23 protein-coding genes are annotated in these 23,223 nt (G+C 32.4%); 5 read left to right on the top strand and 18 right to left on the bottom strand.

Annotated elements, in window-relative coordinates:
- Positions 1-3: 3 nt before the first annotated feature.
- The 5 genes from PBN93_RS05555 to PBN93_RS05535 form a co-directional block, all read right to left on the bottom strand.
- Positions 4-921, bottom strand: a complete 918-nt coding sequence (locus tag PBN93_RS05555; protein WP_077405097.1) for an OmpA family protein — start codon at positions 919-921, stop codon at positions 4-6.
- A gap of 383 nt (positions 922-1,304) precedes the next feature.
- Entirely contained in the window at positions 1,305-2,858 is a 1,554-nt protein-coding gene (gene amaB, locus PBN93_RS05550; protein ID WP_077405094.1) for an L-piperidine-6-carboxylate dehydrogenase, read from the bottom strand.
- A 114-nt stretch (positions 2,859-2,972) separates the two neighbouring features.
- The gene (locus PBN93_RS05545; RefSeq protein ID WP_077405090.1) at positions 2,973-3,515 is read right to left on the bottom strand and encodes a 3-hydroxyanthranilate 3,4-dioxygenase; all 543 of its coding nucleotides are present in this window, start codon (positions 3,513-3,515) and stop codon (positions 2,973-2,975) included.
- A 66-nt stretch (positions 3,516-3,581) separates the two neighbouring features.
- Positions 3,582-4,043 (bottom strand): CAP domain-containing protein, encoded by a 462-nt coding sequence (locus tag PBN93_RS05540; RefSeq protein ID WP_271081637.1) that lies wholly within the window; start codon positions 4,041-4,043, stop codon positions 3,582-3,584.
- Between the two features lie 167 nt (positions 4,044-4,210).
- Positions 4,211-4,681: a CAP domain-containing protein gene (locus tag PBN93_RS05535; protein ID WP_271081636.1), complete on the bottom strand. Its 471-nt coding sequence runs from the start codon at positions 4,679-4,681 to the stop codon at positions 4,211-4,213.
- A 183-nt stretch (positions 4,682-4,864) separates the two neighbouring features.
- Here PBN93_RS05535 and PBN93_RS05530 point away from each other — a divergent pair, with 183 nt between their 5' ends.
- Positions 4,865-10,375: an alpha-2-macroglobulin family protein gene (locus PBN93_RS05530; protein ID WP_271081635.1), complete on the top strand. Its 5,511-nt coding sequence runs from the start codon at positions 4,865-4,867 to the stop codon at positions 10,373-10,375.
- Positions 10,376-10,446: 71 nt separating this feature from the next.
- A complete protein-coding gene (locus PBN93_RS05525; protein WP_271081634.1) occupies positions 10,447-10,953 on the top strand; it encodes a DUF5004 domain-containing protein in 507 nt (168 codons plus the stop codon).
- Between the two features lie 67 nt (positions 10,954-11,020).
- Here PBN93_RS05525 and PBN93_RS05520 read toward each other — a convergent pair whose 3' ends face one another.
- The gene (locus tag PBN93_RS05520) at positions 11,021-11,530 is read right to left on the bottom strand and encodes a CvpA family protein (protein WP_271081633.1); all 510 of its coding nucleotides are present in this window, start codon (positions 11,528-11,530) and stop codon (positions 11,021-11,023) included.
- A gap of 94 nt (positions 11,531-11,624) precedes the next feature.
- Here PBN93_RS05520 and PBN93_RS05515 point away from each other — a divergent pair, with 94 nt between their 5' ends.
- Positions 11,625-11,981 carry a hypothetical protein gene (locus tag PBN93_RS05515; protein ID WP_013620696.1) on the top strand — a complete coding sequence of 119 codons (357 nt, stop codon included), beginning with the start codon at positions 11,625-11,627 and terminating at the stop codon, positions 11,979-11,981.
- A 23-nt stretch (positions 11,982-12,004) separates the two neighbouring features.
- Positions 12,005-14,377: a penicillin-binding protein 1C gene (pbpC, locus tag PBN93_RS05510; protein WP_271081632.1), complete on the top strand. Its 2,373-nt coding sequence runs from the start codon at positions 12,005-12,007 to the stop codon at positions 14,375-14,377.
- Between the two features lie 35 nt (positions 14,378-14,412).
- Here the strand turns inward: pbpC and PBN93_RS05505 are convergent, their stop codons facing one another.
- The 3 genes from PBN93_RS05505 to PBN93_RS05495 form a co-directional block, all read right to left on the bottom strand.
- Positions 14,413-15,261 (bottom strand): hypothetical protein, encoded by an 849-nt coding sequence (locus tag PBN93_RS05505; protein ID WP_271081631.1) that lies wholly within the window; start codon positions 15,259-15,261, stop codon positions 14,413-14,415.
- 12 nt (positions 15,262-15,273) lie between these two features.
- Complete coding sequence (locus PBN93_RS05500) at positions 15,274-15,942, bottom strand: hypothetical protein (protein WP_077405066.1); 669 nt, start codon at positions 15,940-15,942, stop codon at positions 15,274-15,276.
- 133 nt (positions 15,943-16,075) lie between these two features.
- Positions 16,076-16,450 carry a nuclear transport factor 2 family protein gene (locus PBN93_RS05495; RefSeq protein WP_077405063.1) on the bottom strand — a complete coding sequence of 125 codons (375 nt, stop codon included), beginning with the start codon at positions 16,448-16,450 and terminating at the stop codon, positions 16,076-16,078.
- Between the two features lie 103 nt (positions 16,451-16,553).
- Between PBN93_RS05495 and PBN93_RS05490 the strand changes: the two genes are divergently transcribed.
- The gene (locus PBN93_RS05490) at positions 16,554-17,183 is read left to right on the top strand and encodes a 2OG-Fe(II) oxygenase (protein WP_271081630.1); all 630 of its coding nucleotides are present in this window, start codon (positions 16,554-16,556) and stop codon (positions 17,181-17,183) included.
- 14 nt (positions 17,184-17,197) lie between these two features.
- Here PBN93_RS05490 and PBN93_RS05485 read toward each other — a convergent pair whose 3' ends face one another.
- The 9 genes from PBN93_RS05485 to PBN93_RS05445 form a co-directional block, all read right to left on the bottom strand.
- The gene (locus PBN93_RS05485) at positions 17,198-17,668 is read right to left on the bottom strand and encodes a hypothetical protein (protein ID WP_271081629.1); all 471 of its coding nucleotides are present in this window, start codon (positions 17,666-17,668) and stop codon (positions 17,198-17,200) included.
- Between the two features lie 42 nt (positions 17,669-17,710).
- The gene (locus PBN93_RS05480; RefSeq protein WP_077405054.1) at positions 17,711-18,259 is read right to left on the bottom strand and encodes a hypothetical protein; all 549 of its coding nucleotides are present in this window, start codon (positions 18,257-18,259) and stop codon (positions 17,711-17,713) included.
- A 286-nt stretch (positions 18,260-18,545) separates the two neighbouring features.
- Positions 18,546-19,124 (bottom strand): hypothetical protein, encoded by a 579-nt coding sequence (locus PBN93_RS05475; protein ID WP_077405051.1) that lies wholly within the window; start codon positions 19,122-19,124, stop codon positions 18,546-18,548.
- Between the two features lie 22 nt (positions 19,125-19,146).
- Positions 19,147-19,530, bottom strand: a complete 384-nt coding sequence (locus PBN93_RS05470; RefSeq protein WP_077405048.1) for a DUF3037 domain-containing protein — start codon at positions 19,528-19,530, stop codon at positions 19,147-19,149.
- A complete protein-coding gene (locus PBN93_RS05465; RefSeq protein WP_271081628.1) occupies positions 19,520-20,299 on the bottom strand; it encodes a HipA family kinase in 780 nt (259 codons plus the stop codon). The genes PBN93_RS05470 and PBN93_RS05465 overlap by 11 nt, the downstream gene beginning before the upstream one ends.
- Before the next feature lie 43 nt (positions 20,300-20,342).
- A complete protein-coding gene (locus tag PBN93_RS05460; RefSeq protein WP_077405042.1) occupies positions 20,343-20,924 on the bottom strand; it encodes a hypothetical protein in 582 nt (193 codons plus the stop codon).
- Positions 20,925-20,936: 12 nt separating this feature from the next.
- A complete protein-coding gene (locus PBN93_RS05455; RefSeq protein WP_077405039.1) occupies positions 20,937-21,353 on the bottom strand; it encodes an MFS transporter in 417 nt (138 codons plus the stop codon).
- Between the two features lie 53 nt (positions 21,354-21,406).
- Positions 21,407-21,994 (bottom strand): hypothetical protein, encoded by a 588-nt coding sequence (locus PBN93_RS05450; RefSeq protein WP_077405037.1) that lies wholly within the window; start codon positions 21,992-21,994, stop codon positions 21,407-21,409.
- A 199-nt stretch (positions 21,995-22,193) separates the two neighbouring features.
- A complete protein-coding gene (locus tag PBN93_RS05445; RefSeq protein WP_077405035.1) occupies positions 22,194-23,195 on the bottom strand; it encodes an NAD(P)H-dependent glycerol-3-phosphate dehydrogenase in 1,002 nt (333 codons plus the stop codon).
- Positions 23,196-23,223 lie beyond the last annotated feature (28 nt).

Genomic DNA, 23,223 nt, shown 5'->3' with positions numbered 1-23,223 from the left:
GTTTTACTTTAAAGTTATTACTGTTCTTCTATTTTGCGCTTTGCCTTCTTCTGTATCATTGGTTGCAATTGGCTCATCTGGGCCTTTAGAAGATGTATTTATTTTAGACGGAGAAATTCCGTTGTTTACTAGGTATTCTTTGGCAAATTCAGCTCTTTTTAATCCAAGACCAATATTAGTTGTTCTATCGCCAGTGTTGTCTGTATGGCCAACTACATTACACATAGCACCTTCTACTTTGTCCAAATACATAGATATGTCTGCTATTTTTTGTCTTTGTTCTGTAGTTAAATTTATAGAAGCTTGTCCTGTTTTAAAATGAAGAACCAATGGATTAGATTTTATTTTTAAATAAAGAGCATCCATTTCTGCGGTGTTGTCTTCTGCAATAACAGCGTCATAAGCCACTGGACCAAGGTAAATACTATCTTTAGGTACCATTGAATTCATTAATTGTCCAGAAATATTTAATTTAGAAGATGGCACACCACTAGCAACAATATAATTTTTAATGGTATTTGCTCTGGCTATGCCTAAGTTAGGGTAAGCAGAATTGTTTTCTTCGTTATCTGTATAATAGCCTGTAATGGTAACAGCGTTTTTAGAGTCTTTATCTAAATACTGTTGTACAGCAGCTACACCTTTATTTACATTTTCTGATAAAGGTTGTTGGTATGCAAATTCTGATGTTTTAAAATTGAAATTATCATTGTTTTCAAATTCAAAACCATTTCCTTTTAAAGAAAAAGGATAAGCAGTTGCTTTTGGTTCAATTGGTGTTTGTTCCTCTTTATTAGTTTCCGTTACAGAACTAGAATCTGTAGTTGCAAATCCGCAACAAGTACAGCACGTAATAAAAAAGTAAGTTCCTACTAGAATAGTGATAATTATTCCTAGCAGATACATTAGTTTTTTTGTCATAATGGTCTGGTTTTTTTGTGTTTACGCTACAATGTAAAAAAAAATTATTTAAAATGTTAAAAATGTTAAAGAAATACGCATTCTTAAACTTTTTTTAATGAATTTTTTACTTTTTGCGTTTGCACTTACCAGTTATGTACTAAAACCTACCAAATATACATTGTTTGCTTATGAATATATAATTCTGTAAAAAAACCAGAAATATTAATATTACTTTTATAATATCATAGTAGGAAAAAAACCCTGTTCTCCCGTAAAGTACGGCATTGAATTTGGGTTTTTTTCATTTTATTATTAGTTAGTTAGCTGTGTGTAAATTTTAGGTACAAAAAAGCCGCTGTATACATTTGTAAACAGCGGCTTTATATTTTTATGTTTTTCTGTTATAAATTAAATTTAATCCCTTGAGCAAGAGGTAGTTCTGTTGTGTAGTTAATTGTGTTTGTTTGTCTTCTCATATAAACTTTCCAAGCATCAGAACCAGATTCACGTCCTCCGCCAGTTTCTTTTTCACCTCCAAATGCACCACCAATTTCTGCGCCAGACGTACCTATGTTTACATTTGCTATACCACAATCAGATCCTTGTACAGATAAAAAGTGTTCTGCCTCGCGTAAATTGTTTGTCATTATAGCAGAAGACAAACCTTGTGCAACACCGTTTTGCATTTCTAGGGCATTTTCTACACCGCCAGAATATTTTAACAAGTATAAAATAGGAGCAAACGTTTCATGTTGTACAATCTCAAAAGAGTTTTTGGCTTCTGCAATTGCTGGTTTAACATAACAACCACTTTCATAACCTTCTCCATCTAAAACACCGCCTTCTACTACAATGTTGCCACCTTCTTTAACAACTTTGTCTAAAGCATCTTGATACATTTTTACTGCATCTTTATCTATAATTGGTCCTACGTGATTGTTTTCATCTAGTGGGTTACCAATACGTAATTGTTTGTAAGCACTTACAACTGCATCTTTTACTTTATCGTAAATAGAGTCGTGTATAATTAATCTACGTGTAGATGTACAACGTTGGCCTGCTGTACCTACGGCACCAAATACGGCACCAATAACAGTCATTTTTATATCTGCATCTGGTGTAACTATAATTGCATTGTTACCTCCTAACTCCAATAAAGACTTTCCTAAACGACCAGCTACTTCTTTAGCAACAATTTTACCCATTCTGGTAGATCCTGTAGCCGATACTAAAGGAATGCGAGTATCTTTTGTCATCATTTCACCAACTTTATAGTCGCCATTTATTAGGTTGCAAATACCTTCTGGCAAGTTATTGGCAGCAAAAACCTCTGCAGCAATATTTTGGCAAGCTACACCACACATAGGCGTTTTTTCACTAGGTTTCCACACACAAACATCTCCACAAATCCAAGCTAAGGCAGTATTCCAAGCCCAAACGGCAACCGGAAAATTAAACGCAGATATAATGCCAACTACGCCAAGTGGGTGGTATTGCTCATACATTCTATGTCCTGGACGCTCGGAGTGCATTGTTAGTCCGTGTAATTGTCTAGACAACCCAACTGCAAAGTCGCATATGTCTATCATTTCCTGTACTTCCCCTAAGCCTTCCTGGTAACTTTTTCCCATTTCATAGGAAACAAGTTTTCCAAGCGCTTCTTTTTTTTCTCTTAATTTTTCTCCAAACTGGCGTACAATTTCTCCTCGTTGTGGAGCTGGCATTGTTCTCCATGTTTTAAATGCAGAAGTAGCAGTTTTCATTACAATATTGTAATCTTCTTTTGTGGTAGCTTTTACTTTACCAATAAGTTTACCGTCTACTGGAGAATAACTTTCTATAATGTCTCCGTTAGAGAAATTATTAGAGCCGGTAGAAGTTCCTTCATTAATATCTTTAAGGCCCAATTCTTTTAAGGCGCTTTCTATTCCAAAAGATGTTGCTATTTTTGACATTTTTATAACTTTTATATTAAAAATTGTTATGTTTCACACAAAGTTACAAATAAATGTGCTTTGTTTAACAAAACTAGGTAATGGTTTATGATAGGTGTTTATACGCTCGGTAAATTATTCTTCATCTGCGGTATACCTACTATCCACAGGCATTACAGTGCCACAATTATCACAAGTACGATGTTCTTTAGAACCGTAAAATATTTTAAAATGACTTAAAAAGTCTTTCTCTATATCGTTAAGGGTAAAATAAGCTTCGTAAAGTTTATGGTTGCAATTATCACAATACCAAAGTAGACCATCGTCTACTCCAAGATTATTTCTTTTACGTTCTATAACTAAGCCAATAGAGTCTTTGTGCCGAACAGGAGAATGCGGTACTTTTGCTGGGTGTAAATACATATCACCAGGCCCCAATTGCATTGTTTTCTTTTTGCCATCTTCTTGTATATGTACTTCTATGGTGCCTTCTAACTGATAAAAAAGTTCTTCTGTTTCGTTATAATGGTAGTCTTTTCTGGCGTTTGGGCCTGCTACAATCATAACTATATAATCACCTGCATCTTTATATAAATTTTTGTTGCCAACAGGTGGTTTTAAGGTGTCTCTGTTTTCAGAAATCCATTTGTTTAAATTAAAGGGTGCTCTTATAGCCATAATTCTTTTCTTTATTTACGCAAAATGCTTATCAAATTTAAGAAAAGAAAATAGTTTATCCGTTTGTTATTTGTATAAGATTTGGGTGGCGTAGTGTTCGCCTTGTTTGTTAGTAAGTATACACAATCCTGTATATTCAAAATCTGTTTCTATATTGTCTCTATGCTTTGGGCTGTTTAGCCATCCATTAAGTATTTGTGATGCTGTACTGTATTGGTTTGCTACATTTTCTGCTACCAAACTAGCGTTGGTTTCTAATGATAAACTTTCTGCTCTTTGTATAAAATTATCATGGTTAATAGAATTGATTTCTATCATATAAATATTATGCTCTTTTGCATACCTATATGCGTTGTTACTTATTTGTAATTTTTTTAAGCCAATATTAGTTCGGTGGTTATTAATTAAGGCAAATAATTCAGCTTCCATTTTGGTTGCGGCAACCTCTTCATAAAGTTCATCTGCACCATCAGTTTTATTACAGCTTATAAAAAATATAAGCAAAAGAGGAATTAGGGGAAATTTCATCTTATACATAACAATCAATCTTCATTTAAAATTTAGATGTTGCAAAAATATAGGTATAAGTAATTGTGTTAGTGTTAAATACTATGTATGATGAAATAAAAACGGTAAAAAGTATATTTATAGATTAAATACAATTATACGTGTTAACTGTACTTGTAATTGATAATTTACTTGTAAAAAAGTTGTGTGTAATAGTAATCTCCGTCTTGTTTATGCATTACGCTAATACCTGTGTGGGTGTAATCTCCTTCTAAATTAGCCTTGTGTCCTTCACTTTGCAACCAACTATTTAGTGTTTGTTGTGCGGTTGTGTAGCTGTTAGCTATGTTTTCTGAAATGTAATTGGCGCCAGTTTCTTCTGATATAGCTTTTGCTCTTTCCTGAAAATTAGCGTGACCAAGATCATTAGTATTAGCCATATATTTGCTATGTGTAGCAGCATATTTTTTAGCTATATCACTCTTTTTTAGAGGTAACAAGCCTAAAGATTCTCTATGTGCATTAACTTTTAAAAACAAGTCATTTTCTATTTCTGCGTTGTTTAATGTGCTAATTTCTTCTTCTAAGTTGTCTTTAGTACAACTGGTTATAATTAAAGGTAAAAGCACTAATAATAAGTAATATAGCTTTTTTAACATGGTTAGTGTAAAACAGGTTTTAGTTAGGTTGGTTTAATTTATGGTTAATATAAATAAAAAGTAACAACAAATGGACAAATAAATACGTTCTTGTTAAAGAATTTGTTTTTAACAAGATATTACCCAGTTTTCAGGGAGTATTCTATGTATTTTAAACTGTACTTTTACCAAAACTAATTTTTTATGAAAACCAAATCAATCTTTCTTGTATTATGTTTAGCCCTTTTTTTTGGATGTAAAAAGAAAGCAACTGTTGTAGATGAAGGGTCTGCTGCAAAATATGCAGAATACGTATCTGGCTATACACAAGGCATTATTTCTACTAAAGCACCTGTAAAAATTGTTTTAAGTAAGCCTGTAGCAGAGTGGGCAAACGGAAAAGATTTAAGTTCTAGTGTTTTAAATGTTTCTCCTAGTGTATCAGGAAAAATAAAAGCAATAAATGAAAATACTCTAGTTTTTACTCCGTCTAAGGCATTTAAACAAAATACAGAGTATACGTTTTTAGTAAACTTAAAAGAAATTTATAAAGATATTCCTGGTGAATTAGAAGAGTTTGCTTTTTCTGTTAACACAATAAAACAAGAGTTTAGTGTAACATTAAGTCCTATGCAAGCATATTCTAAAGAATATCAATACATAGACTTACAGTTAAGATCTGCAGATATATTAACCTTAGAAACCGTAAAAAAATTAACTTCTGCTACATATAAAGGTAAAAAGTTACCTTTTAAATATGGTAATAATCCAAAAAGTGGAACACAGTTTCAGCTTAAGTTAGATAGTATAAAGAGGTACAGTGAAGATGAAAAATTAGAGTTGGTATATGATGGAAATTCTTTTGATATAGATACAAAAGGAAAAATAGAAGTTGTAATTCCTGGTAAAAATAATTTTTCAATATTAAATGTAGATGTAAGGCAAACAGGAAGTCCTGCCGTAAAAATCAATTTTTCAGACCCATTAAAAAAAGGTCAAAATTTAAAAGGTTTGGTTGTATTAGAGAATGATGCAAACCCTAAATTTTCTATAAAGGGAAATACGCTTTATTTGTACCCTTCACAAAACCATACTGGATCCTTATTATTAGAGGTTTTTGATGGTATAAAAAGGGGTGATGGTGTAAAACTTAAGAAAAAATATACAGAGCATATAGCTTTTGAGCAAATTAAACCACAGGTTAGAGCGTTGTCTAACGGTGTTATTTTGCCATCATCTACCAACTTAAAAGTAAATTTTGAGGCCGTAAACTTAAAAGCTGTAGATGTTAAGGTATTTCGTATTTATGAAAACAATGTACTTCAGTTTTTACAAGTAACAGAGTTAGGTGGTAACAACCAATTACGTAGAGTTGCAAGGCCAATTGCAAGTAAAAAACTAAAGCTAATAGATGAGCTTACCGTTAATAATGGTAAATGGCAAGCACACGCATTAGACTTAACAAATTTAATAACACCAGAAAAGGGTGCTATTTACAGAGTAGAGTTTTCTTTTAAACCACAATATAGTTTGTACACTTGTAGTGATGGAACAAACTTTAGTCCTTTTGATGAAGAGGAAAATAATGATGATTTTGATGAAGAAACAGAAAGTAGCTATTGGGATAATTCTGAAAGTTACTACAACAATGATTATAGCTGGAGTGAAAGAGAAAATCCTTGTCACACATCATACTATGTAAATAAAAAAGTAGGAATTAATGTTTTGGCAACAGATATTGGAGTAACGGTAAAAAAAGGTGTCAATAAAAATTACTTTGTAGCTACTACAGATCTTGTAACTGCCAAACCAATAGTAGGTGCTAAAGTTACTTTTTATAACTACCAGCAACAAGAGTTAGGAACGGTAACAACAAATGCAGAAGGAGTATCTTTTTATGATGCTAAGCATTTAGCATTTTTTGCAGTAGCAGAATTTAAAGGCCAAAAAACATATGTAAAACTTAATGATGGTAACGCCTTGTCAGTAAGTAAGTTTAAGGTTTCAGGAGTGAAGCTACAAAAAGGTATTAAGGGCTATATTTTTGGAGAACGTGGTGTTTGGCGTCCAGGAGATATGTTGCACTTGTCTTTTGTTTTAAATGATAATGCAAATAAATTACCAGCAAATCATCCTGTAAAATTAGAATTGTTAGACCCATATAATGATGTGGTTCATAGAGAGGTAAAAACTGTAGGTGTAAATAATTTTTATAGTTTTCCTATACAGACAGATGAAGACGCTATGACGGGAGACTGGTTGGCAAAAGTATCTGTTGGTGGAGCACAGTTTACAAAAACTATTAAAATTGAAACCATAAAACCGAATCGTTTAAAAATTAAAAACAATTTTGGAGAAGATATACTTAATGGCAAACAACCTATAAAAGGCACAATGGAAGTTAAGTGGTTGCACGGTGCAATTGCAAAAAATTTAAACACAGATATTGCTGCTAAATTTAATGCAGTAGAAACCAAATTTAAAAATTATCCAGGTTATATTTTTGATGATCCAAGTAGAGGTTTTTCTGCAGAAGAACAAATGGTTTATAATGGCAAAATAGATGCAGAAGGTAAAGCTAATTTTTCTATCAATCCACAATTAGAGAGTAACCCTCCGGGTATGTTAAAGGCATCTTTTGTAACTAAAGTATACGAAAACGGCGGAGATTTTAGCACAGATGTTTTTAGTAAAGATTATTCTCCTTATGACACGTACATTGGTCTTAATGTACCAAAAGGAGACAAGTCTAAAGGAATGCTGTTAACAGATGTTAAACATAATTTTGAAGTGGTTTCTGTAGATCAAAACGGAAAACCTAAGGCAGTTAAAAACCTAAAAGTAGCCATTTATAAAATTCAGTGGCGTTGGTGGTGGGAGACATCAGAAGATAACTTAACGCATTATGGTAATAGTGGTTACAGAAATAAGGTTTTTGAAACAACAATTAGCACAAACTCTAAAGGAAAAGGAAATTTTGAATTTGAATTAAAATACCCAGACTGGGGAAGATACTTAGTTAGAGTAGAAGATGAAAATGGCGGGCACGCAACAGGCAAAGCTGTTTATATAGATTGGCCGGGCTGGGCAGGGAAGTCTAAAAAGAACGATCCGTCTGCTGCTACTATGTTGTTATTTTCGTCTGATAAAGAAAAATACAATGTTGGAGAAAAAGCAACATTTACTTTTCCTAGCTCAGAAAACGGAAGAGCTTTAGTTACCGTAGAAAATGGTAATGAAGTGTTACAATCTCTTTGGGTAGAAACTCAAAAAGGAGAAACTAAGTTTACAATACCAATGACAAAGGAATTTACACCAAATGTGTTTATTCATATTTCTTTATTACAACCACACGCCTCTACGCAAAACGATTTGCCAATACGTATGTATGGTGTAATTCCAATCTCTGTAGAAAATAAAGAAACAAAATTAGAACCAGAAATTGAAATGCCAGATGTGCTTAGGCCAGAAGAAACAATTAGTGTTAAAGTAAGCGAAAAAGAAGGCAAAGCAATGACGTATACTATTGCTATTGTAGATGAAGGTTTGTTAGATTTAACTAGGTTTAAAACACCTAACCCTTGGGGAACTTTTTATGCGGATGAAGCATTAGGAGTAAAAACCTGGGATGTTTATGATGATGTTATTGGTGCTTTTGGCGGCAGAATAAATCAGGTATTTGCTATTGGTGGTGATGATGAACTTGCTGGGGCTAAAAACAAAAAAGCAAATAGGTTTGAGCCTATGGTGGTACATTTAGGCCCTTTTAAATTAGAAAAAGGACAAACTAAAGCCCATAAAATTAAAATACCAAAGTACGTAGGTTCTGTTAGAACAATGGTTGTTGCTGCAGATGCAGATAAGGAAGCATATGGTAGTGAAGAAAAAACAACGCCAGTGCGTAAACCCTTAATGATTTTAGCGTCATTACCACGTAAAATAACTCCGGGAGAATCTGTAATATTACCAGTTACTGTTTTTGCTATGGAGAAAAAGGTTAAAAATGTAACAGTAAAAATTAAGGATAACAAGGCGTTTACTATTGAAGCTGGCAATACCAAATCGTTAAGGTTTACTACTCCAGACGAGAAAATGGCGTATTTTGTTCTTAAAGTATCGGACTTTAAAGGTATTGGTAAAGTAATAGTAGAGGCTTCTGGTAATGGAGAAAAAGCATCTTTTGAGATTCCAATAGATGTGGTAAATCCTAATCCTGTTACTGCAGAGGCAACCAATTATGTATTAGATCCTAACAGTAGTAAAAATATTAGTTTAGAAACTTTTGGTGTAGCTGGTACAAATACGGCATCAATAGAACTATCTACATTACCACCAATGAATTTTAACGGAAGAATGCAATACTTAATTCGTTACCCACACGGTTGTGTAGAGCAAACTACATCTGGTGCTTTTCCTCAGTTATTTTTAGCAGATATTTTTGATATGCCTAAATCGAAAAAAGAAGAAGTGCAGAAAAACGTAGAAATGGCTATAAATCGTTTAGCTGGTTTCCAAAAATCTAACGGAGGTTTATCATACTGGCCAGGTCAAGGTAGTGCCAACGATTGGGGAACAACCTATGCTGGACATTTTATGTTAGAAGCAGAAAAAAGAGGATATGCATTACCAATAGGATTTAAATCTAAATGGATAACTTATCAAAAGAATGTAGCAAAACAGTACAGAACCAGTGGTAGATACACCTTATTACCGCAAGCATACCGTTTATATACACTAGCATTAGCTGGTAACGCAGATGTTGCCTCTATGAACAGGTTACAAGAAACAAAAGACCTCTCTAACCAATCTAAATTAAGACTAGCAGCTGCTTATGCCCTTATTGGGCAAAAATCTGTAGCTACCAAGTTAATGAACAGTGCTACTTTAGATTTTACCAATGTTAAACATAATTATGGAACGTATGGTTCTGTAGAGCGCAATAAGGCTATGGCTTTAGAAACTATGTCTATAATGGAAAACAAAAAAGCGTCTCAGCAGTTGGCAAAAGAAATTGCAGAAGCTTTAAATAGTAATACCTATATGAGTACACAAAGTACAGCATATAGCTTATTAGCAATGGCTAAATTTGCAGATATGGTTGGTGGTAAAGGTATAAATGCAACACTAAAAGTTAACGGTAATAAAGACAATGTTAGTACAAGTAAAACATTGGCTAACAGGGCACTTTCTATTAAAAATGGAAGTAACTCTTTGCAAATAAAAAATAATGAGGATAATACACTTTATGTAACTTTGGTTAACAGTGGTAAGTTGCCTGTGGGTGAAGAAAAAACAGTGCAGAATAACTTAAGTGTAAATGTTGTCTACAAATCTAGAAATGGTAGTTCTATAGATGCATCACAAATACAACAAGGAACAGACTTTGTTGCTGAGGTTGTACTAAAAAATACTACCAATAGTAAAATTGAAGACGTAGCATTAACTGAAATTTTTCCTAGTGGATGGGAAATTGTAAATACACGTTTTACAGATTTTGGCAATTTTGCAGCAAATAATGTAACCTATACAGATTTACGTGATGATAGAGCTAATTTTTATTTTGACTTAAAAGAAAATGAAACTAAAAGCTTTAGAGTTTTATTAAACGCATCATACCTAGGAACATATTATTTGCCTGGTGTGCAAGCAGAAGCTATGTATGATAATGATTACTTAGTACGTACAAAAGGACGTTGGGTAGAGGTTGTAAAATAAACACAACTTCTACGCAACCTTTTTTAAATTTTTGGTTCTAATTAGTATATAATAATTATAAAATTAGAATTATGAAATTTAAATTAGCTTGTATTGGTTTACTTGGTGTTTTATTCTTGAATTGTTCTTCAGATGATGATCTTGTTTGCGCAGAAGATTATACAGGAGAATTAACAGCGGTAGAAAGTGTGTTGCAAGGTACTTGGGTATTAACGGCGGTAGAATCTAGTGTAGCAGTAGATTTAACAGATGATGAAGAAGATAACCCTATAAAAGATATTTTTGCACAAAGTACAGATTGCCAAAATGATGCTGAATACAATTTTATGACGGACAGAAGTTTTACGTTTAAACAAGGTTTAACAGCTGCAAATTGTGAGCAAAAGAGTGATATTTTAGGAACTTGGCAATTTACTGGTAATACTTTAAATTTTTCTAGTGCGTGTACAATTTTTAGTTCGCAAATTAATTTAAATGATGACGAAACAGCTTTCTCTGTAGAAAGTCTGTTAAATATTAGAGACATAAATAATCAATTGGTTGAAGCTGAGGTAACATATACCTACACTAAAAATTAATTATAACCAACAAAACTTAGGGCGTCTAAGTTTACTTAGGCGCTTTTTATGCATAAAAAAGTAGCTTTTAAAGGGTTTCTGTAGGGTGTTCTTGTGTTTCTTCTAAAACAAAAGCAAAAACTAACTCGCCAATAGTTTTTATAGGCGTATAAAGTGTAGAGCTTTCTATGGTTTCTTGCTTAACAATTTGTAGTTTGTTGTTTGCTTGGTCTAAAAATAAGAGAAGTGCTCCTATAATAACAGCAACTTTTAGAGCGCCAAATAAGCCGCCAGCTATTCTATTTAAAGTGCCAAGCATAACAGCTTTAGCAACTTTGGTAAGCAGTTTACCAATTAAATTAATAATAAGTACCACCACAATAAAAGTTAAGATGGAAGATGCAATGTGTATGGTGCTTTGGTCCCATTGCCATTTTTCAGTAAGGTAATTGCCAATAATGTAAGAGAAATGTATAGCAGCATATATACCAGCAACTAATGCAATTAAAGAGGCTATTTCTATTAAAAGTCCGTTTTTAATGCCTTTATAAAGTCCAAAAATTAGTAGTATGCCAAGTATAATGTCTAAAAAATTCATTCTCAAGTGTTTTTACAAATATAGGATATTGATTTGTACCTTTACATCTTATTAAAAAACAGAATAAAACAACATAAATTTTGTAACTATAACAATGTCAAGAGATACCGAATTAAAAGAGAGATGGGATGTTTTAGTAGAAAAATTATCTGCCCAATTTGCAGATGGTGATACACTAGAGCTAGATGCAATTATATACTTGGTAGGCATACAAGAGTTAGGTAAACCACACGCTAAATATAAAAAAGACGAAAAAATAAATTTAATGCATATTGCCATTTGTAGGTTACTAGAGCCTTATGGTTATTATGAGTTTGAAATGTTTGATGAAGACGGATGGCCACATTATAAAATAAAAGAAGAGTTGCCAACATTAAAAGCAGGTGAACAAAGTGTTTTAATGAAAGAAGCTTTGGTAAATTATTTTGTAGAAAAACAATACATAGACTAAAAATAGTAAAATGTAGTTTTAATATGGGTTTTGTAAGCAAACTTAAAAATACGGTAATTGGTAAATTTTTACGCAACAACCCTAAAAAAAGCATAGTAGTAACAGTACTACTTATTGCGTATTATTTTTGCTTGCCAAAACAACTATTTAATGTGCCAACAGCTACTGTTGTAGAAAGTGAAGAAGGGATGCTTTTAGGAGCCCAAATTGCTAGCGATGGTCAGTGGCGTTTTCCTAAAGTAGATAGTATACCTAAAAAATTTGAGCATTGTTTACTACAGTTTGAAGATGCACACTTTTACAAGCATTTTGGTTTTAATCCTGTTTCTATAGCTAAAGCTGTTGGGCAAAATATAAAAGCAGGTAAAACAGTACGTGGTGGTAGCACCATAACACAACAAGTAATACGTTTAGCACGTAAAGGCAAAAGCAGGTCTTATGCAGAAAAATTTATAGAGCTTATATGGGCAACACGCCTAGAATTTAGGTATAGCAAAGAAGAAATACTAAAAATGTATGCTAGTAATGCGCCTTATGGCGGTAACGTTGTGGGCTTAGAGGTTGCATCTTGGCGTTATTTTGGATTAAAATCGCATCAACTATCTTGGGCAGAAACTGCAACACTAGCTGTTTTACCAAACGCACCTAGTTTAATATATCCAGGTAAAAACCAACAGCGTTTATTAGTTAAAAGAAATACTTTATTGCGTAAACTTTTAGATAAAGGCATTATAAATAAAACTACCTACAATTTAGCCCTGCTAGAAGAGTTGCCACAAAAGCCGTATGCATTACCACAAAATGCACAACATTTGGTTACGCACTTATCCAAAAAACATAAAGGTGAGCGTATTGTAAGTAGTATAAAAGCTCCTTTACAAGAAAGTGTAAATGCATTGGTACAAAAACACTACTTACACTTAAAACAGAATGAAGTTTATAATGCAGCTGTTCTAGTTTTAGACGTTAATACACGTAAAGTTTTGGCGTATGTAGGTAACACAAAAACAGATAAAAGTCATCAAAAAGATGTAGATATGGTACAAGCAAACCGCAGTACGGGCAGTACCATAAAACCATTATTGTATACCGCAATGTTAGATGCTGGTGAGCTATTACCCAATATGTTGGTTGCAGATATACCTACACAAATTGCTGGGTACACACCTCAAAATTTTAATGAAGACTTTAGTGGCGCTGTAGAGGCTAAAAAGGCATTAGCAAGATCACTAAATATACCAGCTGTTAGGTTGTTACAATCATACGGATTGCAAAAATTTAGAGACCAGTTAAATCTGTTTCATCTAAAAGGTATTAACAAATCTGCAGATCATTACGGGTTAACATTAATTTTAGGAGGTGCAGAAAGTAGCCTTTGGGACTTGTGTAAAACTTATGCATCTATGGCATCTACGGTAAACCATTTTAATACAACATCTAGCGAGTATTTTACAAATGAATTTGCAGAACCAGTTTTAAAAGCAAACGAAACTGTAGATTTTGGAAAAAAATCTACAGAAAAAACAATTTTTGATGCAGCAAGTATGTACCTTACTTTTGAAGCAATGAAAGAGGTAAACCGACCAGAAGGACAGGAGTCCTGGGAGTTTTATGACTCGTCTAAACCAATTGCTTGGAAAACAGGTACTAGTTTTGGTAATAAAGATGCGTGGGCAATTGGAGCAACTAAAAATTACGTGGTTGGTGTTTGGGTTGGTAATGCAGATGGTGAAGGTAGACCAAATGTAACAGGTGTTACCAGTGCAGCACCAATTTTATTTGACGTTTTTAATGTTTTACCTAAAACAAGTTGGTTTTTAAAACCTTTGGATGAGTTTACAGAAATAGATGTATGTAGTAATAGCGGTTACTTAGCAACACCAAATTGCCCAATAAAAAAAATAAGTATACCTGCTAAACAAAATTATGTAGAGGCTTGCCCTTACCATAAATTAGTGCATTTAGATGCCAAGCAGCAGTTTCAGGTTAATACTTCATGTGAGTTGTTAGAGAATATGGTAACCAAGCCTTGGTTTGTTTTGCCTCCTATACAAGAGTTTTACTATAAAAAAACCAACGTTACGTACAAAACATTACCAGATTTTAGAAACGACTGTAAAACTGAAAATGCAAGGGTAATGGAGTTTATTTATCCTAAAAGTGGAGCAAAAATTACTCTACCAAAAAACTTTGATGGCGAAACCAATGAGCTGGTTTTAAAAATAGCACACTCTAAATCTAAAACAAAAGTATTTTGGTATGTAGATGATAGGTTTGTAAAGCAAACAGATACCTTTCATGAAATAGCTATTTTGCCAAAACCTGGTGTGCATAAAATTACCGTTGTAGATGAGGTTGGTAATGATGCTGTTATTTGGATAACAATACTAGAGTAGCTGTAACTATAACTACCCTAGTATTAAATTATATTTTATGGTAAAAGAACACTTGCTATTTTAAATGTGTGTTCTTTTAAAGCTTGCTCGCTTTCTATTAAAATTTCTATAGTCCAGTTTGGCTGTGCTTCTTCCTTTAAGCTTATGCTAAGTTTGTGAGCTCCATACCTACTACTTCCGTAATTCATTTTTTTACCTTCTTCATTGTAAATAAATATATCTACAATTTTTTCTTTAGGATCTTCTACGTAAAAAGACAACGCATTTTTTTCGCCAAAGCCACCAAAACCTTCAAAAAACTGCTTAAAAGCATCAACAGTTTCTGCCATACCTTCTGCAATTACGCCAGATTCTTTAAGTTCTTTTAGCTTTTTTTGGTATTCTTTTTCATCTTTTTCTTTTAGTTTATCTAAAGCCGCCTTGTCTACCAATGTAACCTTAACATCTTTATACTTTTTGCTTAATAAGTTTTTGTTATAGTAATTAAGCGGGTTTTTAACAATAACTTTTCCGCCATTAGCTTCTGTAGGGCTAAAGTATTTTAGTACGCCTTCAATATTTATTAAATTAATTGCTTTACGTGTTGGGGCTTCAAGTTTAATTTTTAATTCATTGTTATTGCTATAATCATCTCCAAAAAAGCTTTCTTTTTTTTGTAAAGTACTGCCATCATCTGCAGATGCGCTTGTGATAGACTTTATTTTTACCTGGTTAAATTCATCTACTTTAACACCTTTAATTAAGGCGGTTAATTCTACAAAACTTTTGTCAGAATCTAAATGTCGTTCTTCTTTAATGTCATTTACAAATAAATTTACATCCTGCGCTAATATTAGTTTACTACATAGCCCTAATGCTATACAAATAAGAACTTTTTTTGTCATTTGTTGTTGTTTTTAAAATTGAATAGTTGAAAAATAAATAGTTTTTTTATAGCCAGCAGAATATAGTTTGTTTCTTATTTTTTTATACTGCTGCACGTGTGTTGGTGTATAAATAAAATAGGTAGGAATTTCTTGACTGTCTACAGTTAAAAATAGAGGCACTAATGCTTCAGCTTTATTCTCTAATGGTAGTTTGTGCATTACCTTATACTCGCATTTAAATCCTTTGGCTTCGCACTGCTTTGTTATTTCGCTAATAGCAATAATAGCATCTACCCTAAGTTTGCCCGTTACACTAATTTCCGGAACATTTAAAAATAGCTCGTTGTTAATGTTGGTTTTAAAAGTAAGATTGTCTTTTTCTAAGCTTAAATCTTGATACTGAAAAAACAAGCCCTCGTCTAACAAATTGTTTACTTTTTTTGTGCCCATTGCACTCCTAATTAAAATAATTGGCGCAATAATTACAAAAATTACGATGGCTAAAATTAGCCCAATTATTGAAGAAATAATAGCACGACCACTAAAGCAACTTTTAAAAATTAAGTCCCAATAATTAGCAATAGAGTTGGTTTGAAAACAATAGGTAACAATTTTAATAATGTTTCCAGAGTTAATAAAAAAATTGATAAGCAAAATAATAACACCTGCTACTAGCAAGAGTACTCTAATTCCGTCCATAAGGTTATAAATTTGGTTAAGGTTATTTGTTTTAAGTATACACTTAAAACTGGTTAAAACTTATAACGGAGCTATTTTTGTAAAAGTACTTTTAGATAGTTTTTTTTAGCTATTGTACATAAAATAATGCACATTAGTACATAGTATTTTTGTTTTTAGACGTTTTTGGTATTTGTTGTATGGCATCCCAATGCTCTATAATTTTACCATTTTGGTCAAATCTAAAAAAATCCATAGTAACATACTCATCATTACCAGGCCACGTTTGGTGCGTGTGCAAAGCCACCAGATTACCCTCTGTTATAGCCCTAACAAACTCAATGGTTTTGTTTGGGTATTCTGTTTGCATGCGCTCAAAATATGCTATAAAACCCTCTTTACCATTCTCAACATCTGGGTTGTGTTGTATGTACTCTTCACCAACATATAATTCTACGGCTTTTTTAGGATTTCCTAAATATGCAGTTTTGTAAAATGCAATTGCTTTTTCTTTTAAATTAAGACTCATATTAGCTTTTTACTTTAAAGGTACTATTTTTTAAATTTAACATTTTTAGCTTTGTTTTACGTGTTGTTTTTTAATCTATATTTGCCGCCTTTTTTAAAGGAAATTGAATACTGAAATACAAATAGAGAAGTGGCTCTCCTGGGTAGATGAGCTTTCTTGTAACGATTATGTAGTAATTGATGATTTTTTAGATACAAGCACGTATTTAGAAGTTAGAAAATTCTTTTTATCTAAGCTAAATTATTTTGCACAAGCTGGTATTGGTGCGCTAGATAAAAACGTGGTACATACCGAAATTAGAGGAGACCATACTTTTTGGTTAAACAAAGAGAGAGATATTGAAATTACTGTCTTTTGGAAAATTGTAGACCAAGCGGTGCAGATATTTAATAGGTATTGTTTTTTAAGTTTATCTGGGTACGAGTTTCATTTTGCAAACTATCCTCCTGGCGGACATTATACCAAACATTTAGACCAATTTAAAAACAGAAATAACCGTACCATTTCTTTTATTGTGTATTTAAATGAAGGTTGGCAGAAAGGTGATGGTGGCGAGTTGGAGATTTTTAAACCAGATAATAGCTCGTTTTTAGTAGAGCCATTAGCAGGTAGGTGTGTGTTGTTTAAGAGTGATGTTGTACCGCACGCTGTACTAAAATCATATAAAAACAGATACAGTCTAACAGGTTGGTTGTTGCAAACCCCAGCTAAGTTAGGGCAGTTTTTAGGGTAATAAAAAGCTAGTGTTTAGACACTAGTTTGTTTACTACGCATTGCCATATTTCTTAGGTCTATAAGAGTTTGTTCTGCGTCTTTAGTCTCAAAAGAAAGTAAAGATCTATTGTTCATTATAAGGTATTTTTCTTGACTTCTGTCTTCGTTTTGCATTTCTACAACGGTGTATTTAGATCTTTTTAAATGAAAAGACTTTGGATACCCTATTTTATCAAAAGGGTAGTGTTTAGCAGCTCTAAACTTCTTTTTTAAAACAAGTTTATCTCCAATAACACGCGCATCACATATATACATAAATTGGTATACAATAAACCCAATTAACGCTATAAATACTGCAGCAGCTATAATCATACCCATATGAAACTCCTGCTCTTGGGTAACTTTTGCTAAAATTGGAATCATTATGAGTACTACAAATGTACCCAAGTACAATCCAAGGTTGGTCCAGTTAGATGATAATTTAATTTCTGTGTTACTTGACATTTTTTTCTTTTAAAGATATGGAATTTTCTGGTTGATGCAATTTTAATGTTGGTAGCAGTGGCCTACGCCTTTCACTTTTCTTTTACAATAATTACCGGATTTAGTAAGAGCACCACAAATATTTGTTACATAACTTTTAGGTGAATTATGCCTGTCTGAATAAGAAGATTTATTTTGTGAGGAATGAGAAGAAGAGTTATTATTGGTTTTCTTTTTTAATGAGTTAACTAACTTAGTTTTTAAAATATCATCTTCTTTTACATAACCAATTTTATTATTGTAAATAGCTTTGTAATACTTACCATATTCATAATATTCTATTAGATAAAGCTGCTCTTTTTGGTTTATAGTTTCTAGTATTTCTGTTTTTTCACTTGGAAGTTTAAACAAGTTAGAATCTCTTTTTAGTAACGCTTTAGTGGCATTCTCTAGTTGGTTTTGTATTGCAATTTCGTTTTCAATTAAAAGAAGACTATTATTAATTGAATCTATTTGGTTTTCAATAGTTTTCTTTTTTAGAACTAGATATTTTCTTTTATGAATTAGGTCTTCTTTTTTTGTATATAATTGGTTTATGTTCTGAGAAAACATAAGACTTGATATTAAGCTTATTAGGGTTAACATAATTGTTTTTTTCATGTCAAGAACTTTATGATTAGTACTTAATAACCCAATTTACTCCCTTCCTCCTTATCAAAAAAACAGATTTCCGTAATTGGTATTTAATAATGTATAGTTTGCAGTTTTTTAAGGGTAATTGGTAGGTGTGTATTTGTGTGTAGCATTGTAGGTGGCTCTAAAACAAACAAAAACCTTTACTTTTTAGAGGTTTGTCTAAATAGTAAAGGCTTGGTTTTTTATGGTAAAAAGGTAAAAGTTACTCTGTTTCTTCTACTTCTTTTATAGAGTAAATAATTTTATCTAAATCGTCTTTATATAAATTTTCATTACTTGCCAACGTCCAACTGTTTGCCTGGTAATATCTTGTTTTACCTTTAAAAATACCTATAGAGTAAAATATGTCTACGCCGTTAATTGTTCCTCTTAAATGCGTGGTAATTGCTTGCATATTATTAACTACGGTGTCTTTTGTATTAAACATTTCTGCGTTTGTAAGCTGTGTTTTATAATCGTCTAGTGTCATTTTTTTATAATCTTCTAGCGTATTTTTATACCCTATATTTTCTTCTTTTTCATAATATTCAATAGCAGTATCTACTTCCTCAAAAGATTCTTCTATTACTGCTATGTAAAATTCTCTTCTTTCATTTTGGTATTGTAGGCTTGCATCATCATTTAAGTCATTGGTTTTGGTTAAAAAAGAAGGTAAAACAACTGAAAATCTGTTTTTAACGTTAACTGTCTCATAAGTGGTTTCTATATTGCAAGACTGCACTATAACTGCCGTTACCAATAGTAAAAAAATGCTTTTTGTGTGTTGCTTAATGTTAGTCATTTTTATAGGGTTTTGTTGGGTGCTACAGTACGTAAGTAGCAAATAATTTTTCTAAGGTTTCTTCTGGGTTGTTGCACAAACCAGGGTGTGTTTTAGAGCTTTGTATAACGGTACTTCTAGAGGCTGCCAACCACCTAAATCTATCAGATAGTTCTAGCTTACCAATTGGGCCACCTGCCGGTTCTCCTTTACAAACCAGTTCCCAGGCTTTTAGGTAATCTTGCAGTAAATTATAATCTAGCTCCTTACAAAAAGCCTCTAGTTTAGTGCGATCTATATGGTATTTTACGCCTAAAAATTTTTTTCGTTTACTAAATAAAATAACGCCAATATTAAAAAATTCTTCGCGTTCTACTTTTGGTACAATGCGTATAACGGCATATTCAAACGTAACTTTATCTTGCATCTTTAGCTTCTTTTATTAGTGCATCTACCATACCCAATTTTGCATTTAAATATGTGGTGTAAGCAGCTCTCATTTGCGCAGGAGTTAAAGAATCGGTTTGGTTTATTAGCCAATCTTCTGGTATGCTATTGGTAATATTTTTTATAACTTGTGGTGTAATTTTACTTGTAATTTCTTGTTTTGCAAAGTCTAATTCTGTTGCTTGCGGTAGCAGTACGTGGTCTTTAATTAACGGAAAAGTTCTGGTTAGGTGGTTCTCCCACAAAGGCCAGTTATGATGAAAATAAAAGCTAGCACCATTGTCTATAATCCACAATTCTTGGTTCCAAATAAGTAAGTTGGTGTTTTTTGCAGTACGGTCTATATTGCTAATTATACTATCTAATAGCACCACTTTAGAAGCGGTTTTGGCATCTACGGTAGTTACTAACGGATCAAAAGTTATAGCGCTAGATAAATAGTGTAATCCTAGGTTTAGACCAACGCTAAATTTTAGTAAATCCTGAATTTCTTCGTCTGGTTCTGTTTTACTAAAAGAGTCGTCTAGGTTTGCAAGCACCAGTTCTGGTACTTTTAGTCCAATAGTACGTGCAAGCTCGCCACCAATAAACTCGGCAATTAGAGCTTTAGTGCCTTGGCCAGCGCCTCTAAATTTTAAAACATAAAGGAAATCATCATCTGCCTTAACTATAGCAGGCAAAGAGCCACCTTCTCGTAAAGGTTGTACATACTGTACAACGTTTACGGTTCTTATGTCTAGTTTGTTCATAAACTCTAAGGTACTAAAATTTAAAAGTTATGTAGTATATTAATTACTTACTTAATAAGCGTACCAACTGTGGTCTGTACAAGTTGTCTTTTTCGTTTAAGTTTATGGTTTTTTGTGCAAAATTAAAGTTTACAAAAAGCTCGGCATTTTCTTCATCGTCCTCTAAAAATATTTTAAATCTGCTACTGCCATTTTTGTAATCTACAGCATTTTGATTAAGATTAGCGCAAGTAAAAATTTGTTCTTGTTTTAACGTATTGTCTTTAGCAGGTAAATTATATTTTTTACGCATAAAGCTTAATAATCTGTTGCTTTGCTCGCCAATAGATGTAAATTTAATACCATTATCTACAAACATATTTTTTGGCTCACCATTAACAAAACCTGCTTTAATATCCTTTTTTAAAGAAACCAACATACCAATAGTATCATTATCTACAGTAGCTTTAATAGTGTATTGGTAATAGCCTTTATCTTCTTTGGTGTTTGTAATAGTAAACGGAAAATCTATAAAACCATCTACGGCGTATAGGTTAGATAAATTGCTCACTTTTTGTTCCTGTTCTGTTTTACAACCAACAATAGTTAGTAAAATAAGGGCTGTAATGGTTAGTGTTTTTTTCATATTTAGTTTAAATTATTTTATGCGTACACTTTCAAAATCGTTTTTCATTTTATCTAAAGTGGGACTTAAAAATACCATATACAGTATAATTAAAAGCCCAAAAAACATAAAGTCTGGTTTTATAAATAGAATGATAAAAGCAGCACCTTCTAAAATTGCCCATCTTATAATTGATGCAGTTTGGTACACACCAAATTTGTCTTCTAAGTTTTTAATATTTTTAGCTTGTTTTAGGGTGTTTTTAAACACAAAATTACTAGCAAAAACAGCAATTAATGGTAATGCTAAAAATACAACTGAAGACGCATCTAAAGCAGGTACAGTAAAACTTTTTAAGGCCGTAATATCTCCTAAAGTAAAATAAATAGCAACAATCCCAAAGGTTATAGCTAAGTGAATAATTTTTAATGTTTTTATTTTCTGATCCATAGTTTTATGTTACTGTTTCTATGTTATTTCAATCCTTTAAAATATTAGCCACTTTATTTAGGTAAAAATCTACTAGGGTCTTCTTTGGCCTTACGGTCTTGTTCTTTTTGTTCTGCAGAACGTACATCTGTATTAGTAGCAATTGGTTTTTTTGCTTCTTGTACAACTTTGGGTTCTGTTTCTTTTTTTCCTCCAAAAAACGAGAGTACCATAAGTAGCGCTAGAATTCCCCATACAATACCAACAATAAGGTCTGTAACAGATTTCCCTTTTTTATTTTCAGTATCAATATCTGCCTGTGGATCTTCAGAAACTATATTAGGGTTTTCTTTTAAATAGTAAAGTTTTAGTTGAGGGAAACTAGGTAGTGTAGATAAAGAAATTTCATCTGTATAAGTGCGGCCATTTAAAGTAAAAGTATAATTAAACTTGTACATTTTTACAACTTTTGCCAAAGTGGTTTCTGTATACTCGTTAGATAAGTCTGCAATTACAAACGTGTTTTCATCTAACATTTGTTGGCGTTCCGCAATTTTATCTTTGTCTCCTTCGTAAATATAATCGCTAACACAAGATTTTGCTAGTAAAGAGAATACAATAATAAATACTATTCTGTATAACACAGATTTTACTTTTCTCATAAATTTAGTTGGTGTTTGGTTATTTGTATTGGTTTATTTAATAGGCTTGTTTTATTTTTTTCTACTGGATATAAAAAAACCGAATCAATTTCTTACAATTTATGTTGTTTTTAGAAATACACAAATAAAAAAGCTTGTTTTTAGAGCAATTGCATAGAATTACTATAAAAACAAGCTTTGTAAAATTTAGCCATTGTAGCTAGTCTAGTTTATCTGTTAAGTTATTAAATACTTTTTTAGGATTTTTACCATCGTATAAAATAGCATAAACTGCGTCTATAATAGGAGTTTTGGACTTTTTACTGTGTTTTTCGTTAATTAAATGAGCACTTTTAGTAGCGTAGTAACCTTCGGCAACCATACTCATTTCCATCATAGCACTTTTAACTGTGTATCCTTTGCCAATCATATTACCAAACATTCTGTTTCTACTAAAAACAGAATAGCCAGTAACTAGCAAATCACCAAGGTAGGCAGAATTGTTAATATTACGTTTCATATGGTGTACACGCTTAATAAAACGTTTCATTTCTCTAATAGCATTACTCATAAGCACACTCTGAAAATTGTCTCCGTAGCCCAAACCGTGAGCCATACCAGCAGCAATGGCGTAAATGTTTTTAAGCACGGCAGCATACTCGGTACCAATAATATCGTCAGATGTTTTTGTCTTTATATAATCGCTACTTAAGTTTTTAGCCACCAATTTGGCTTTTTTCTCATCTGCGCAGGCAATAGTTAAGTAAGACAAGCGCTCTAAAGCAACTTCCTCTGCGTGGCAAGGACCGGCAATAACACCAATATTTTCTAATGGTATATTATAGGTTTCATTAAAATGCTCACCTACAATTAATCCTGTTTCTGGTACAATACCTTTTATAGCAGAAAATACAATTTTACCTTCTAAAGAAACTGTTAACTTTTGCAGTTCTGTAACTAAAAAAGCAGAAGGTATTGCAAAAATTACAACATCTGCATTGGCAATAGCTTTGTTAATATCTGCGGTTAATTCTAATTGTTGTGTGTTAAATTCTACTGCGCTTATATAATTAGGGTTGTGACTGTGTTCTTTTATATGTGCAATAGCATCTGTGTTGCGCATATACCAATTTACTGTGCTCACATTTTCTGTAAGCATTTTTACAATTGCAGTAGCCCAGCTACCACCACCCAAAACAGCAAATTTTGTAGTATTCTTCATAAAATATATTTAGAAAATCAAAAGTAGA

The sequence above is a fragment of the Cellulophaga omnivescoria genome, assembly GCF_027915275.1.
Taxonomy (GTDB): domain Bacteria; phylum Bacteroidota; class Bacteroidia; order Flavobacteriales; family Flavobacteriaceae; genus Cellulophaga; species Cellulophaga omnivescoria.
This window is presented reverse-complemented; position numbering and strand designations above follow the sequence as displayed.

Coding starts and splice junctions, on each gene's coding strand:
- PBN93_RS05475 (WP_077405051.1), bottom strand. CDS start 19,124: ATGACTAACATTAAGCAACACACAAAAAGCATTTTTTTACTATTGGTA.
- PBN93_RS05540 (WP_271081637.1), bottom strand. CDS start 4,043: ATGAAATTTCCCCTAATTCCTCTTTTGCTTATATTTTTTATAAGCTGT.
- PBN93_RS05445 (WP_077405035.1), bottom strand. CDS start 23,195: ATGAAGAATACTACAAAATTTGCTGTTTTGGGTGGTGGTAGCTGGGCT.
- PBN93_RS05520 (WP_271081633.1), bottom strand. CDS start 11,530: ATGAATTTTTTAGACATTATACTTGGCATACTACTAATTTTTGGACTT.
- PBN93_RS05470 (WP_077405048.1), bottom strand. CDS start 19,530: ATGCAAGATAAAGTTACGTTTGAATATGCCGTTATACGCATTGTACCA.
- PBN93_RS05500 (WP_077405066.1), bottom strand. CDS start 15,942: ATGGACGGAATTAGAGTACTCTTGCTAGTAGCAGGTGTTATTATTTTG.
- PBN93_RS05535 (WP_271081636.1), bottom strand. CDS start 4,681: ATGTTAAAAAAGCTATATTACTTATTATTAGTGCTTTTACCTTTAATT.
- PBN93_RS05455 (WP_077405039.1), bottom strand. CDS start 21,353: ATGGATCAGAAAATAAAAACATTAAAAATTATTCACTTAGCTATAACC.
- PBN93_RS05515 (WP_013620696.1), top strand. CDS start 11,625: ATGTCAAGAGATACCGAATTAAAAGAGAGATGGGATGTTTTAGTAGAA.
- PBN93_RS05545 (WP_077405090.1), bottom strand. CDS start 3,515: ATGGCTATAAGAGCACCCTTTAATTTAAACAAATGGATTTCTGAAAAC.
- PBN93_RS05525 (WP_271081634.1), top strand. CDS start 10,447: ATGAAATTTAAATTAGCTTGTATTGGTTTACTTGGTGTTTTATTCTTG.
- PBN93_RS05555 (WP_077405097.1), bottom strand. CDS start 921: ATGACAAAAAAACTAATGTATCTGCTAGGAATAATTATCACTATTCTA.
- PBN93_RS05460 (WP_077405042.1), bottom strand. CDS start 20,924: ATGAAAAAAACACTAACCATTACAGCCCTTATTTTACTAACTATTGTT.
- PBN93_RS05480 (WP_077405054.1), bottom strand. CDS start 18,259: ATGTTTTCTCAGAACATAAACCAATTATATACAAAAAAAGAAGACCTA.
- PBN93_RS05530 (WP_271081635.1), top strand. CDS start 4,865: ATGAAAACCAAATCAATCTTTCTTGTATTATGTTTAGCCCTTTTTTTT.
- PBN93_RS05495 (WP_077405063.1), bottom strand. CDS start 16,450: ATGAGTCTTAATTTAAAAGAAAAAGCAATTGCATTTTACAAAACTGCA.
- PBN93_RS05485 (WP_271081629.1), bottom strand. CDS start 17,668: ATGTCAAGTAACACAGAAATTAAATTATCATCTAACTGGACCAACCTT.
- pbpC (WP_271081632.1), top strand. CDS start 12,005: ATGGGTTTTGTAAGCAAACTTAAAAATACGGTAATTGGTAAATTTTTA.
- amaB (WP_077405094.1), bottom strand. CDS start 2,858: ATGTCAAAAATAGCAACATCTTTTGGAATAGAAAGCGCCTTAAAAGAA.
- PBN93_RS05505 (WP_271081631.1), bottom strand. CDS start 15,261: ATGACAAAAAAAGTTCTTATTTGTATAGCATTAGGGCTATGTAGTAAA.
- PBN93_RS05465 (WP_271081628.1), bottom strand. CDS start 20,299: ATGAACAAACTAGACATAAGAACCGTAAACGTTGTACAGTATGTACAA.
- PBN93_RS05450 (WP_077405037.1), bottom strand. CDS start 21,994: ATGAGAAAAGTAAAATCTGTGTTATACAGAATAGTATTTATTATTGTA.